At 73.5% G+C, this 12,950-nt stretch carries 14 protein-coding genes and 1 tRNA gene; 2 read left to right on the forward strand and 13 right to left on the reverse strand.

Annotated features, from left to right (window positions below):
- Positions 1-96: 96 nt before the first annotated feature.
- The 4 genes from groL to ACZ4W9_RS01765 all read right to left on the reverse strand — a co-directional run bounded on the left by groL (position 97) and on the right by ACZ4W9_RS01765 (position 4,104).
- A complete protein-coding gene (groL, locus tag ACZ4W9_RS01750; RefSeq protein ID WP_467932489.1) occupies positions 97-1,722 on the reverse strand; it encodes a chaperonin GroEL in 1,626 nt (541 codons plus the stop codon).
- Between the two features lie 117 nt (positions 1,723-1,839).
- Positions 1,840-2,148, reverse strand: a complete 309-nt coding sequence (gene groES, locus ACZ4W9_RS01755; protein ID WP_004955293.1) for a co-chaperone GroES — start codon at positions 2,146-2,148, stop codon at positions 1,840-1,842.
- Positions 2,149-2,395: 247 nt separating this feature from the next.
- Positions 2,396-3,175, reverse strand: a complete 780-nt coding sequence (locus ACZ4W9_RS01760; protein ID WP_467932491.1) for a polysaccharide deacetylase family protein — start codon at positions 3,173-3,175, stop codon at positions 2,396-2,398.
- Positions 3,172-4,104, reverse strand: a complete 933-nt coding sequence (locus tag ACZ4W9_RS01765) for a polysaccharide deacetylase family protein (RefSeq protein WP_467932492.1) — start codon at positions 4,102-4,104, stop codon at positions 3,172-3,174. Before ACZ4W9_RS01765 ends, ACZ4W9_RS01760 begins: the two co-directional genes overlap by 4 nt.
- A 90-nt stretch (positions 4,105-4,194) precedes the next feature.
- Between ACZ4W9_RS01765 and ACZ4W9_RS01770 the strand changes: the two genes are divergently transcribed.
- Entirely contained in the window at positions 4,195-5,361 is a 1,167-nt protein-coding gene (locus ACZ4W9_RS01770; protein ID WP_467932493.1) for a THUMP-like domain-containing protein, read from the forward strand.
- On the opposite strand, the gene ACZ4W9_RS01775 is transcribed toward ACZ4W9_RS01770, so the two are convergent.
- The 9 genes from ACZ4W9_RS01775 to tsaB all read right to left on the reverse strand — a co-directional run bounded on the left by ACZ4W9_RS01775 (position 5,346) and on the right by tsaB (position 12,240).
- The gene (locus ACZ4W9_RS01775) at positions 5,346-6,626 is read right to left on the reverse strand and encodes an RNA polymerase sigma factor (protein ID WP_467932495.1); all 1,281 of its coding nucleotides are present in this window, start codon (positions 6,624-6,626) and stop codon (positions 5,346-5,348) included. The genes ACZ4W9_RS01770 and ACZ4W9_RS01775 overlap by 16 nt on opposite strands.
- A 32-nt stretch (positions 6,627-6,658) precedes the next feature.
- Positions 6,659-7,015 carry a YciI family protein gene (locus ACZ4W9_RS01780; RefSeq protein ID WP_467932496.1) on the reverse strand — a complete coding sequence of 119 codons (357 nt, stop codon included), beginning with the start codon at positions 7,013-7,015 and terminating at the stop codon, positions 6,659-6,661.
- A gap of 122 nt (positions 7,016-7,137) precedes the next feature.
- Positions 7,138-8,193: an LCP family protein gene (locus ACZ4W9_RS01785; protein WP_467932498.1), complete on the reverse strand. Its 1,056-nt coding sequence runs from the start codon at positions 8,191-8,193 to the stop codon at positions 7,138-7,140.
- 138 nt (positions 8,194-8,331) lie between these two features.
- Positions 8,332-9,369: a LacI family DNA-binding transcriptional regulator gene (locus ACZ4W9_RS01790; protein ID WP_467932499.1), complete on the reverse strand. Its 1,038-nt coding sequence runs from the start codon at positions 9,367-9,369 to the stop codon at positions 8,332-8,334.
- A 160-nt stretch (positions 9,370-9,529) separates the two neighbouring features.
- Positions 9,530-9,602, reverse strand: a tRNA-Gly gene (locus ACZ4W9_RS01795).
- Between the two features lie 95 nt (positions 9,603-9,697).
- A complete protein-coding gene (locus ACZ4W9_RS01800) occupies positions 9,698-9,955 on the reverse strand; it encodes a hypothetical protein (RefSeq protein WP_467932500.1) in 258 nt (85 codons plus the stop codon).
- A complete protein-coding gene (gene tsaD / locus ACZ4W9_RS01805) occupies positions 9,952-11,058 on the reverse strand; it encodes a tRNA (adenosine(37)-N6)-threonylcarbamoyltransferase complex transferase subunit TsaD (protein ID WP_467932502.1) in 1,107 nt (368 codons plus the stop codon). Before tsaD ends, ACZ4W9_RS01800 begins: the two co-directional genes overlap by 4 nt.
- The gene (gene rimI, locus ACZ4W9_RS01810) at positions 11,051-11,554 is read right to left on the reverse strand and encodes a ribosomal protein S18-alanine N-acetyltransferase (protein WP_467932758.1); all 504 of its coding nucleotides are present in this window, start codon (positions 11,552-11,554) and stop codon (positions 11,051-11,053) included. Before rimI ends, tsaD begins: the two co-directional genes overlap by 8 nt.
- A 29-nt stretch (positions 11,555-11,583) precedes the next feature.
- Positions 11,584-12,240, reverse strand: a complete 657-nt coding sequence (gene tsaB, locus ACZ4W9_RS01815; protein ID WP_467932503.1) for a tRNA (adenosine(37)-N6)-threonylcarbamoyltransferase complex dimerization subunit type 1 TsaB — start codon at positions 12,238-12,240, stop codon at positions 11,584-11,586.
- A 123-nt stretch (positions 12,241-12,363) separates the two neighbouring features.
- Between tsaB and ACZ4W9_RS01820 the strand changes: the two genes are divergently transcribed.
- Positions 12,364-12,921 (forward strand): hypothetical protein, encoded by a 558-nt coding sequence (locus tag ACZ4W9_RS01820; RefSeq protein WP_467932504.1) that lies wholly within the window; start codon positions 12,364-12,366, stop codon positions 12,919-12,921.
- The last annotated feature ends 29 nt before the right edge of the window (positions 12,922-12,950 follow it).

Genomic DNA, 12,950 nt, shown 5'->3' on the forward strand with positions numbered 1-12,950 from the left:
AGAGTGCGCGGAGCCGCCCGGTCGGCACAACGAACGGTGCCCAGCGCCCTCGCAGGGCACTGGGCACCGTAGGCTCAGCTCAGATCAGCGTTGGCCTCAGTGGGCGTGGCCGTGGCTGTGGCCCGCCGCGGCCGGCTCTTCCTCTTCCTTCTTCTCGACGACCAGGGTCTCGGTCGTGAGCAGCAGGGAGGCGATGGAGGCGGCGTTCTCCAGGGCGGAGCGGGTGACCTTGACCGGGTCGATGACGCCGGCCTTGATCAGGTCGCCGTACTCGCCGGTGGCGGCGTTGTAGCCCTGGCCCTTGTCCAGGTCCTTGACCTTGGACACGATGACGTAGCCCTCCTGGCCGGCGTTCTCGCCGATCCAGCGCAGCGGCTCCACCACGGCGTTGCGGACCACGGCGACACCGGTGGCCTCGTCGCCGGTCTTGTCGAGGTTGCCCTCGAGGACCTTGGAGGCGTGGACCAGAGCGGAGCCACCACCGGAGACGATGCCCTCCTCGACCGCGGCGCGGGTCGCGGAGATGGCGTCCTCCAGACGGTGCTTCTTCTCCTTCAGCTCCACCTCGGTGGCGGCGCCGACCTTGATCACGCACACGCCGCCGGCCAGCTTCGCGAGGCGCTCCTGGAGCTTCTCGCGGTCCCAGTCGGAGTCGGTGTTCTCGATCTCGGCCTTGATCTGGGCGACGCGGCCCTGCACGTCCTCGGACTTGCCGGCGCCGTCGACGATCGTGGTGTCGTCCTTGGTGACGGTGATGCGGCGGGCGGAGCCGAGCACGTCGAGGCCGACCTGGTCGAGCTTGAGGCCGACCTCCTCGGAGATGACGGTGGCGCCGGTGAGGACGGCCATGTCCTGGAGCATCGCCTTACGGCGGTCGCCGAAGCCGGGGGCCTTCACCGCGACGGCGTTGAAGGTGCCGCGGATCTTGTTGACGACCAGGGTCGACAGGGCCTCGCCCTCGACGTCCTCGGCGACGATCAGCAGCGGCTTGGAGGAGCCGGCCTGGATGACCTTCTCCAGCAGCGGCAGGAGGTCCGTGATGGCGGAGATCTTGCCCTGCGTGAGGAGGATGTACGGCTCGTCGAGGACGGCCTCCATGCGCTCCTGGTCCGTCACGAAGTACGGCGACAGGTAGCCCTTGTCGAAGGCCATGCCCTCGGTGAAGTCCAGCTCCAGACCGAAGGTGTTGGACTCCTCGACGGTGATGACACCGTCCTTGCCGACCTTGTCCATCGCCTCGGCGATCAGCTCGCCGACCTGCTGGTCCTGGGCGGACAGCGCGGCGACGGCGGCGATGTCGGACTTCTCGTCGATCGGGCGCGCGGTGGCGAGCAGCTCGTCGGAGACGGCCTTGACCGCGGCGTCGATGCCCTTCTTCAGGGCGGCCGGGGAGGCACCGGCGGCGACGTTCTTCAGGCCCTCGCGGACGAGCGCCTGGGCGAGCACGGTGGCGGTGGTGGTGCCGTCACCCGCGATGTCGTTGGTCTTGGTCGCCACCTCCTTCACCAGCTGGGCACCGAGGTTCTCGTACGGGTCCTCGATCTCCACCTCGCGGGCGATCGTGACACCGTCGTTGGTGATGGTGGGGGCGCCGAACTTCTTGTCGATGACGACGTTGCGGCCGCGGGGGCCGATCGTCACCTTGACGGTGTCGGCAAGCTTGTTGACGCCGCGCTCAAGGGCGCGACGGGCGTCCTCGTCGAACTTCAGGATCTTCGCCATGACAGCGGGAGCCCTCTCGGAAATCTGTAGGTGAAAAACGCCGCGCCCCGGGCGCCCGGCTTCTGTTCGATCGCGGGGGCCAGGGGCGCAGCTCAAGCGGAGAGTTGCTTGAGGTGATTACTTCTCGATGATCGCGAGCACGTCGCGAGCCGAGAGGACGAGGTACTCGTCGCCGTTGTACTTCACCTCGGTGCCGCCGTACTTGCTGTAGAGGACGACGTCGCCGACCTTGACGTCGAGCGGAAGCCGCTCGCCGTTCTCGAACCGGCCCGGGCCCACGGCGAGGACGGCGCCCTCCTGGGGCTTCTCCTTCGCGGTGTCCGGGATGACCAGGCCAGAGGCCGTGGTCTGCTCGGCGTCCAGCGGCTGGACCACGATGCGGTCCTCGAGCGGCTTGATGGCAACCTTGGAGCTGGCGGTCGTCACGATCCGACCTCCCCCTTCGGAGATCTCACGGGGTTAACTGTCTGAGGTGGCGACCAGGTCGATCCGTCGTCGCGGGTGCCGGACCTGCCCGTCGCGTTTGTTGGCACTCTCACCTGCGGAGTGCCAGAGCCGAGACTATGACCGTGGTTAGCACTCGGTCAAGCGGAGTGCCAATGCCGCGCGGCGCGGCGGCGGTGAATCGGCCGTCCCGGCGTTGACCGGCGGGCCGTCCCGTACGGAAAAAGAGTCAGAGGTAGTCCTCGAGACGGGCCACCGTCAGGCCCCGCTCCCGCGCCGCTCTGAGGACCCGTGCCGTGCCTTCGCGCAGGGGGACGCCCGCCGGCTCGCCGGGGCCCACACGGACGATGTCGCCCGGGCCGAGGGGGCGGGTGAGGCCGGCCGGGGTGAGGGCCGTGCGCCACAGGACGATCGCGGAGATGCCGCAGTCGGCCGCGGCGCGCCGGGTGGCGGGGTCGTGGGCGCCGTAGGACGGGCGGAACAGGCGGGGGCGGGCGCGGAGGCGGTCCTGCCGGCCGCAGATCTCGGCGCGCCGGCCGGCGTACGGCGGTCCGGCCGGGGCCCGGTGGCCCGTGCCGTGGTTCCCGATGCCGGCGCCGAGGGCGCGCAGGCGGGTGACGCGGCGGTCACCGGGGGCGGCGGCGCCGGCGAGGAACAGGGTGATCGGGAGCCGCAGTTCGCGGACCATGTCGGCGAAGCGGGGGTCGTCTTCGGCGCCGTCGTCGTAGGTGAGGAAGACCACCGGGTCGCGGGTGGGGACGTGGTCCACGACGGGAGGCAGGGCGGCTCCCCGGTACGCGGCCGGCGGGCGGGCCGGGTGGACCGGGGAGCGGGCGAGGGGGCGGGCCAGGCCCCGGTGCCGGTGGTTCCGGCCGTCGGCGGTGGTGTGCGGGCGCACCCCCGCGGCGGCCTTCCTGCCGAGGCGTTCGATGGGGTCGACGGACTGGGCGCAGCCTGCGAGGAGCAGGGCCGCGGCGAGGGCCGCGGCCGGGCCCCGCGGGCGCCTCACAGGTAGTCCTCCAGCCGGGCGACGGCGTAGCCCTCGCGGGTGACCTTGTCCAGGAAGCGCCGCATGTCGTCCACCATGGTGCCGTTCCAGTCGTCCCGGCCGCGGAAGTGGGTGAGGACGATGTCGCCGGGGTGCAGGCGGCGGTCCCAGTCGCGGTACTCCCAGTGGTCGACGAAGACCTCCTCGTCCCAGATGGGCGCGTACTCGATGCCGCAGTCCCTGGCGGCGCGCAGGGTGTCGCCGTTGTAGTTGCCGTAGGGCGGCCGGAAGACGGTGGGCGCCTTGCCGAACTGCTTCTTCATGACGGTCTGCATGCCGCAGATCTCGTCCCGCTGCTCCTCGTAGGACAGGCCGGGCAGGTAGGGGTGGGTGAGGGTGTGGTTGTTGAGGGTGACGCCCTGGGCCTGCATCCGGCGGAAGTAGCCGTAGTCGTCCTCGATGACGTAGTTGCTGAGGAACGCGGTGTACGGAACCTTCAGCTCGCTCATCATGCGCAGGAACGCCGGGTCCTTCTCGGCGCCGTCGTCGATGGTGAGGAAGACGACCTTCTGCCGGGTGGGGACGGTGGTGAAGACCGGCGGGAGGTTCTCCTCCTCCTGGCCGTCCACCTCGAAGCCGTCCCGGGGGGTGATCCGGGGTTTGTCGGCGGGCGGGGCCGGCGGGGTGAGCGGGGCCCGGGCCAGGCCCCAGCGCCGGGCGGCGGCGGCCAGCCGGGCGTGTTCGGCGGCCTGGCGGGCGCGCGGGTCCAGGGGGCGGGCGGGGCCACCGTGGGCCGGGGCCGGGGCGGGGTCGCCGGCGCAGCCGGACAGGAGGGCGGCCAGTGCGAGGGCGGTGGTGGCCGCGGCCGTCCTCGCGGCCCCGGCCCGGCTTCCGGCGTCCGCCCGCGCGACCGGTGCCCGACTTTTGTCATTTTGTACTACTACTCGCATGGTGCCGGATCCTCCCAGGCCCCGGCCCGCGCCCCGGGCCGACACCGCCGCCGGGAGCGCGCCATCCACCGACTGGCCCACAATGAGCCGGTGAACGACCTCGCTCTGCTCCTCACCCCCGAAGGCCGCGCCCTCCTCGACGAGGTGCGCGACACCGAGCCCGCGCGGGAACTGGCGGTGGCCACCCGGCTGCGCCGCGACCACCCCGCCGAACTGGTCTCGGCCGCGCTGGGCCAGGCCCGGCTGCGGCAGCGGGCGGCGGCGAAGTTCGGGGCCGAGGACGCCGGACGGATGTTCTTCACCCCCAACGGGGTCGAGCAGTCCACCCGGGCGAGCGTGGCGGCGTACCGGGCGCGGCGGCTGACCGAGCTGGGCGTGACCTCCGTGGCCGACCTGTGCTGCGGCATCGGCGGGGACGCGATCGCGCTGGCCCGGGCCGGGATCCGGGTGCTGGCCGTGGACCGCGACCCGCGGGCCGCCGCGGCGGCCCGCGCCAACGCCGAGGCGCTGGGCCTGGCGGACCTGATCGAGGTGCGCGAGGCCGACGTCACGGAGGTGGACACCGCCGGGTACGACGCGGTGTTCGCGGACCCGGCCCGGCGGGGCGGGCGCGGCAGGGTGTTCGACCCGGAGGCGTACTCGCCGCCGCTGTCCTGGGCGGTCGAGACGGCCCGCCGGGCGCCCCGGGCGGCGCTGAAGATCGCCCCCGGTATCCCGCACGAGATCGTCCCGGCCGAGGCCGAGGCGGAGTGGATCTCGGACGGCGGTGACGTGAAGGAGGCGGTGCTGTGGTTCGGGACCGGGGCGCCGGGCGCCGTGCGGGCCACGCTGCTGCCGGGGCCGCGCACGCTGCTCGGCCGGGGCCTGCCCGACCCGGCGGTGCGGCCGGTGGGGCGGTATCTGTACGAGCCGGACGGCGCGGTCATCCGCGCGCACCTGGTCGCGGAGGTGGCCGGGGAACTGGACGGCGGGCTGCTGGACCCGACCATCGCCTACGTCACCGCCGACGAGCCGCGGCCCACGCCGTACGCCACCGGCTACGAGATCACCGACCGGCTGCCCTTCAACGTCAAGCGGCTGAAGGCCCTGCTGCGCGAGCGGGAGGTCGGCACGCTGACCGTGAAGAAGCGCGGCTCGGCCGTCGAGCCGGAGGAACTGCGCCGCAAGGTCCGCCCGCAGGGACCGAACGCGGCCACCGTCTTCCTCACCCGGGTGGCGGGGGCGCCGACGATGCTGATCGGTCATCCACTGGGCTGATCCGCCCGGCGCAGCAGCAGGGCGCGTTCGCGCTCGTTGCGGGCCAGCTCCGCGGCCCGCAGGAACTCCTCGCGGGCCTCCGCGGCCCGCCCGAGCCGGGACAGCAGGTCGCCGCGGACGCTGGGCAGCAGGTGGTACCCGCGCAGCGCGGGCTCGGCGGCCAGGGCGTCCACCAGCGCCAGCCCCCGCTCCGGGCCCTCGGCCATCGACACGGCGACCGCGCGGTTCAGCTCGACCACGGGGGACGGCGCGCGGGCGGCCAGCAGGCCGTACAGGGTGGTGATGGCCCGCCAGTCGGTCTCCTCGTAGGTGTGCGCGCGGGCGTGGCAGGCGGCGATGGCCGCCTGGAGGGCGTAGGGGCCGGGCGGGCCCGCCGCCGTGGCTCCGGCGCGCTCCAGGGCGCGCACGCCGCGCGCGATGAGCATGCGGTTCCAGCGGCGGCGGTCCTGGTCCTCCAGCAGCACCGGTGTGCCGTCGGGGGCGGTGCGGGCGGCGGTGCGGGACGCCTGGAACTCCAGCAGCGCGGTCAGGCCGTGCGCCTCGGGCTCCCGGGGCATCAGCGCGGACAGCACCCGGGCCAGCCGCAGCGCGTCCTCGCACAGCCCGGGGCGCAGCCAGTCGTCGCCGGCGGTGGCCGCGTACCCCTCGTTGAAGATCAGGTAGATGACGTCCAGGACGGAGCCCAGGCGGGCCGCGCGGTCGGGTCCGTACGGCACCTCGAAGGCCACGTTCCCGGCCGCGAGGGTGCGTTTGGCGCGGACGATGCGCTGGGCGACCGTCGCCTCCGGCACCAGGAAGGCGCGGGCGATCTCGGCCGTGGTCAGGCCGCCCAGCAGGCGCAGCGTGAGCGCGGTGCGGGCCTGCGGGGACAGCACTGGGTGGCAGGCGGTGAAGACCAGCCGGAGCAGGTCGTCGTCGATGCCGTCCGGGTCCGCGGGCTCCTCGGGCGGCGCCGTGGTCTCCAGGTCCCGGCCGACCTCGGCGAGTTTGCGGGCGTAGGTCTCGCGGCGCCGGACCAGGTCGACGGCCCGGTGCCGGGCGGTGGCCATCAGCCAGGCGCCGGGGTTGTCCGGCACCCCGTCCCGGGGCCACTGTTCCAGCGCGGCGACCAGCGCGTCCTGCGCCAGTTCCTCGGCGATGCCGACGTCCCGCACGATCCGCGCGACACCGGCGATCACGCGCGGCGACTCGAGCCGGAAGACGGTCTCGATGGCGTGGGCGGGGGTCGGCTCGGCTGCCGTGGGCTGTGATCGCACAGCCCACATGCAACACCGTCCGGGCCCCCGGGCCAAACGGCTCAGCCCTCGGCGATCTCCCGCAGCTCGCAGGCGATGGTCCAGTCCGGGCCGTGGATGCCGAGGAAGCGGCGGGTCCACTCCACGGCCTCGGCGCGGTCCTTGCACTGCATGAGCGCGTAGCCGCCGACGACCTCCTTGGCCTCGGTGTACGGCCCGTCGGTGACGGAGGTCCGCTCGCCGTCCCAGTCCACCCGGACGGCCTGCGCGGCGGGGGTCAGCCCGGCGGTGTCGAGCAGGACGCCGGCCTTGGTCATCTCCTCGATCAGCTCGCCCATCCGCTGCATCAGCTCCGGGCCGGGGCCCTCGGCGGGCGCGGCGGACTCGTCGAGGCGCACGATCGAGAGGTAGCGGGGCATGGTGTCTCCCTGGGTCGGGCGGCGGGGCCGTTCCCCGCCGCTCACCTGTACGTCGAACGGGAGACGCCCGGATCGACACCCGGCCGGAAAAAAGTCGCGGGAATTCTTCCGCGCCCCGGACCTCAGCGCAGGGATGCCCAGAGTTCGCCCGCCCGGGGTTCCTCGGGGATCACCCGGTTGGGGTCGGAGGGGGCCGTCACGACCGGCATCGTCACGGTCCTCACCCGGTCGGCGGTCAGGTCCTCCAGGCTGCGGCCGAGGCTCATCAGCTCGCCCAGGGAGTCCAGGCCGGTGTCGGTGGTGAGGCCGGCGGTGACGGCGTCGGCGACCTGGTAGAGCCGCGCCGGGTCGGTCAGCAGCCCGGCACCGGAGACCTGCTCCAGCAGGGCCTTCACCAGCGTCTGCTGGAGTCCTATGCGGCCCAGGTCGCTGCCGTCGCCGATGCCGTGCCGGGTGCGGGCGAGGGCCAGCGCCCGCGTGCCGTCCAGATGGTGGGTGCCGGCCTTCAGGTGGAGGTGGCTCTGGTCGTCGTCGATGTCCTGCTCGGTGGTGACGTCCACCCCGCCGAGCGCGTCGACCAGCCGGGCGAAACCGGAGAAGTCGATTTCGAGGTAGTGGTCCATGCGGACGCCGGTGAGGGTCTCCACGGTCTTCACCGCGCAGACCGGACCGCCCACCGCGTAGGCGCTGTTGAACATCGCGCCGTACGCCGGTGCCGAGGTGCCGCCCGAGTCCAGCGGGCAGGACGGGCGGGTGACGAGCGTGTCGCGCGGGATGCTGACCACGGTCGCCGCCGTCCGGCCCGCGTCGAGGTGCACGACCATCGCCGTGTCGGACCGGGCGCCCTCGCTGTCCCCGCCGCCCAGTTCCCGGTTGGCCGCGCCGCTGCGCGAGTCCGAGCCGAGGACCAGGATGTTCAGCGAGCCGGCGTCCACCGGGGAGGCGTCGGCGGAGGCGGCCGGGGCGGGGGTGAGCACCGCGCGGGCGGGCCGGTCGTCGCCGAGCGCGCTGTCGATGTCGACGCTGGTGATGTTGCCGTTCAGGTGCCAGTACGCCCAGCCCGCCGTCGCGGCGGCCAGCACCAGGGCGCCCGTCAGGGTCAGGCCGGCGATTTTGAGCGCTTTCGGCCGCCGGCCCACGCGTCTGCCCGTGTCGCCTTGCTCCTCGTGTCGCGTCACGACAGGAACATAAGTCCGAATGATGAACGGATAGTCGGCCGTTTCGGCGCGAGCCGGTTTTCTTGTGAAATTCTCATCCGACGACACCGACCGCTCACCTCGGCGTCACCGTCGGCGCGTGCCCCGCCCGTCGGGGCGTCAGCCTCCGGCCGCCGCGGGAGCCGCCGTGCTGGAGCGCACGACCAGGCTCGTCGCCAGCTCCACCCGGGTCGTCGTCCGCTCGTCCTCGGCCCGCCCCAGCTCCAGCACCAGCCGGGCCGCGGCCTCGGCCATCTCGGTCAGCGGCTGCCGTACGGTCGTCAGCGGCGGGCCCACCCAGCGGGCCACCGGCAGATCGTCGAAGCCGACCACGCTGAGGTCCTCCGGGACGCGCAGCCCCAGTTCGCGGGCGGCCTCGTACAGACCGAGGGCCTGGAGGTCATTGCCCGCGAAGACGGCGGTGGGCCGGTCCGGGCGGCGCAGCAGCTCCAGGCCCAGCCGGTAGCCGGCGTCGTGGTGGAAGTCGCCGGCGAGGACCAGCGAGGGGTCCGCGGGCAGCCCGGCCGTCTCCAGGGCCGCCCGGTAGCCGTCGATCCGGGCCCGGCTGCACATCATCCGGGAGGGGCCGCTGATCGCGCCGATCCGGGTGTGGCCGAGTTCCACCAGGTGCCGGGTGGCGGCGAGCCCGCCCTGCCAGTTGGTGGCGCCGATGGAGGGCACGTCCGGTCCCGGGTCGCCGGCCGGGTCCATCACCACGAACGGGATGGAGCGGCTGGTCAGCAGGGCCCGCTGGGACTCGTCGAGGTCGGACAGCACCAGCACCACGCCGTGCGGGCGGCGGGCGGCGACCTGGTCGGCCCAGGTGCGGCCGGGGGTGAGCCGGCCCGCCGACTCGGAGAGCACCACGCTCAGTCCGGCGTCCCTGGCCACGTTCTCCACGCCCCGGATGACCTCCAGCGCCCAGGCGCTCTCCAGCTCGTGGAAGACGAGGTCGATCAGCGGCGAACGGGACGCCTCGGCACGTCGGCGCCGGTAGCCGTAGGCGCGCAGCAGCTCCTCGACCCGGGCGCGGGTCGCCGGGGCGACGTCGGCACGGCCGTTGAGGACCTTCGAAACAGTCGGAGCAGAGACCCCGGCCTCCCGGGCGATCTCGGCGAGGGTCGCCGTCTGTGTTTCTGCGGGCTTCGGAGGCTTCATGCGAGCGATCGTATCCGCGCGGAGACGCGGGACGAAGAAGTGTGCCCCGCACGGGGCTTCGGAACATTCGGCTCGACTATCGAAACATTCGACGAAGGCCCGCCTTGACGCCACAACGCGAACACCCCGCCTCCGGTGTCCCGGGGGCGGGGTGTTCGAGTGGAGCGCCGGGCAGGCCTTGCACCTGCATCTCCCCGCAGGAAGCGGGGCGTCTTTCCTTGGACCACCAACGCACGTGCTCCGGGCCGGTGTTCCGGCCGTTCGCTGTGTGATGATCATAGCGCAGGAAGGGGGTGCCTCCGCAACCTCGGTTGCCCCGTGCGCGGTCTCAGTCGTCCCCCACCGACTCGAACCGCCACCGGTGCACGGTCCGGGTCACCAACTCCGGGTCCGGCTCGGGCAGTTCCGGGAGCGGGGCGTCGTACGGCGCGTCCCACCAGGTGACGACCAGTACCCGGTCCCGCGGCGCGCGGAAGGTCTCCCGGCGCAGCGGCTCCTCGGCAAGGCGCTGGGCGCGGGCCCAGGCGAGCAGGTCGGCGCCCCGCCCGTCGGCCGCCCGCGCCTCCCACATCAGGGCGACGGTCACGAGTACAGGTTCTCCTTGCTGACCTCGTGCACATGGTCGTGGTCGTGGCCACGCCCGGGGACGTGCGGGTCGGTCACCGGCAGGGAGGAGTCCGCCGACAGGTCCCAGTCGGAGGCGGCCCGGTTGCGGGCGACCATCTCGGCGCCCAGCGCGGCCACCATCGCGCCGTTGTCCGTGCACAGCTTGGGGCGCGGCACGCGCAGCCGGATGCCGGCCGCCTCGCAGCGCTCCTGGGCGAGGGCGCGCAGCCGGGAGTTGGCCGCGACCCCGCCGCCGATCATGAGGTGATCCACGCCCTCGTCCTTGCAGGCGCGGACGGCCTTGCGGGTCAGCACGTCGACCACGGCCTCCTGGAAGGAGGCGGCCACGTCGCGGACCGGGACCTCCTCGCCGGCCGCGCGCCTGGCCTCGATCCAGCGGGCCACGGCGGTCTTCAGACCGGAGAAGGAGAAGTCGTACGCCGGGTCGCGGGGGCCGGTCAGGCCGCGCGGGAAGGCGATCGCCTCCGGGTCGCCCTCCTTGGCGTAGCGGTCGATGACCGGGCCGCCGGGGAAGCCCAGGTTCAGCACCCGGGCGATCTTGTCGAAGGCCTCCCCGGCCGCGTCGTCGATGGTCGCGCCCATCGGGCGCACGTCGGAGGTGATGTCCGTGGACAGCAGCAGGGAGGAGTGGCCGCCGGAGACCAGCAGGGCCATCGTCGGCTCGGGCAGCGGACCGTGCTCCAGCTGGTCCACGCAGATGTGGGAGGCGAGGTGGTTGACGCCGTACAGGGGCTTGCCGAGGGCGTAGGCGTACGCCTTGGCGGCCGAGACGCCGACGAGCAGGGCGCCCGCGAGGCCGGGGCCCGCGGTGACCGCGATGCCGTCCAGGTCCTTGGCGCCGACCCCCGCCTCCTTCAGCGCGCGGTCGATGGTGGGGACCATCGCCTCCAGGTGGGCGCGGGAGGCCACCTCCGGTACGACACCGCCGAAGCGGGCGTGCTCGTCGACGCTGGAGGCGACGGCGTCCGCCAGCAGGGTGGTGCCGCGGACGATGCCGACGCCGGTCTCGTCGCAGGAGGTCTCGATGCCGAGTACGAGAGGCTCGTCGCGTGAGTCAGTCATTGCTCTCGGTTCCTTGTACGGGGGCGGATCCGGCGGCGGGGCCGCTGTCGGATCCCGTGGTCAGGCGCATCACCAGGGCGTCCACGTTGCCGGGCTGGTAGTAGCCGCGCCGGAAGCCGACGGGGACGAAGCCGAAGCGTTCGTAGAGCTTCTGGGCGCGGACGTTGTCGACCCGGCACTCGAGCATCACCTCGGGGCACTCGAACGCGGTCGCCGCGCGCAGCAGTTCCGCCAGCAGGCGGCCGCCGAGGCCGGTGCCCTGGTGGTCACGGGCGACGGCGATGGTCTGGACGTCGGCCACGTCACCGGCCGCGGCCAGGCCGCCGTACCCGACGATCCGGCCGTCGGGTACGGCCTCGGCGACGAGATAGCACCGGGTGGCCTCGGGGCCCCGGGCGTGGGCCAGCTCGGACCAGAACATCCCCCGGGACCAGGCGTCCTCGGGGAACAGGTCCCGTTCCAGCCCCAGGACCGGGTCGATGTCCCACCAGCGCATCTCGCGCAGTCGGGGAGGTGCCGGCTGTGTCACTTGGGGGTGACCACCTTGTAGTTCTTGGGGACCTGGGCGTCCGGGCGGCGCAGGTACAGCGGCCGGGGCGCGGGCAGTTCGCCGCCCGCGGCCAGCCGCTCCGCCGCGAGCGAGGCGAGCGCGGCGGCGGACACGTGCTCGGGCTCGTGGGCGCTCGGGAACGTGTCCGGGTAGAGCAGCGCGCCCGCGCCGACGGCAGGGAGGCCCGCGACGCGCTCGGCGATGTCGGCGGGGCGGTCCACGGCCGGGTCGGTCAACCGGGTGCGGGAGTCGGCGTACGTCGCCCAGTAGACCTCCTTGCGCCGGGCGTCGGTCGCCACGACGAAGGGGCCCGTCTCGATGTCGGCGGCGTAGGCGAGGCCGTCCAGCGTGCACACGCCGTGCACCGGGACGCCGAGCGCCAGGCCGAAGGTGTCGGCGGTCATCAGGCCGACGCGCAGTCCGGTGTAGGGGCCGGGGCCGGTGCCGACGACGACGCCGGTGACGGCCTCCAGCTTCAGTCCGGCCTCGGTGAGGACCCGGTCGACGGCCGGCAGCAGCAGCTCTCCGTGCCGGCGCGCGTCCACCTGGCTCGACGAGGCGATGACGTCCGTGCCGTCGTGCAGCGCGACGGTGACGGCGGGTGTTGCGGTATCCAGAGCGAGCAAGAGCACGCGAACAGCCTACGGCGCCCGCGGCTCGCGCACGGCCGCCGGGGACGGACGGCCACCGACTGCTACGGTCTGGACGAATAGGGCATATAACCCGAAACGGACTCGAAGCAGAGGTGGGCGCAGGTGGCAGGGACCAGCTCGGCGATCGTGGCCGGCCTCACCGCGGCGGCCCTGGGAACGGTCGGTTTCCTGGCGTTCCGCGCCCAGGCGACCGTGCCGGCCGCGCTGCGCGACGGGCCGGCGGCGAGCGCGTCCGCCGCGGCGAAGGCGAAGGCGCCACGGGACCGGCACCACCCGACCGCCCTGCCGGGCGGCTCCGGATCGGGTGAACGGGTGGTGTACTCGGTGGACGACGCCCGGGTCTGGCTGGTCGCCCCCGGCGACCGGGTGCAGCGCACCTTCACGGTGCGGCCGGGCAGTGTGGACCCGGCACCGGGCACGTACTGGGTCACCTCCCGCTCCCACACGGCCACCGGCACGGACGGGCTGCCCGTCGAGCACGTGGTGCGGTTCACCAGCGTGGACGGGGTGGTGATCGGGTTCAGCGCGGCGGTGCACAGCGGCTCGGAGCTGCCGGCCGAGCCGAGCGTGAAGACGGGCGGGATCCGGGAGAACCGCGGGGACGGCGACGCGATGTGGCGGTTCGCCACCATCGGGGTGCCGGTCGTGGTGATCCGCTGAGGCCGCGTCGCCCGTCGGGGGCGGCGCCG

The sequence above is a fragment of the Streptomyces sp. NPDC029296 genome (assembly GCF_055569255.1).

Coding starts and splice junctions, on each gene's coding strand:
- groL (WP_467932489.1), bottom strand. CDS start 1,722: ATGGCGAAGATCCTGAAGTTCGACGAGGACGCCCGTCGCGCCCTTGAG.
- ACZ4W9_RS01765 (WP_467932492.1), bottom strand. CDS start 4,104: ATGCGAGTAGTAGTACAAAATGACAAAAGTCGGGCACCGGTCGCGCGG.
- ACZ4W9_RS01775 (WP_467932495.1), bottom strand. CDS start 6,626: ATGTGGGCTGTGCGATCACAGCCCACGGCAGCCGAGCCGACCCCCGCC.
- ACZ4W9_RS01780 (WP_467932496.1), bottom strand. CDS start 7,015: ATGCCCCGCTACCTCTCGATCGTGCGCCTCGACGAGTCCGCCGCGCCC.
- ACZ4W9_RS01790 (WP_467932499.1), bottom strand. CDS start 9,369: ATGAAGCCTCCGAAGCCCGCAGAAACACAGACGGCGACCCTCGCCGAG.
- tsaD (WP_467932502.1), bottom strand. CDS start 11,058: ATGACTGACTCACGCGACGAGCCTCTCGTACTCGGCATCGAGACCTCC.
- rimI (WP_467932758.1), bottom strand. CDS start 11,554: ATGCGCTGGTGGGACATCGACCCGGTCCTGGGGCTGGAACGGGACCTG.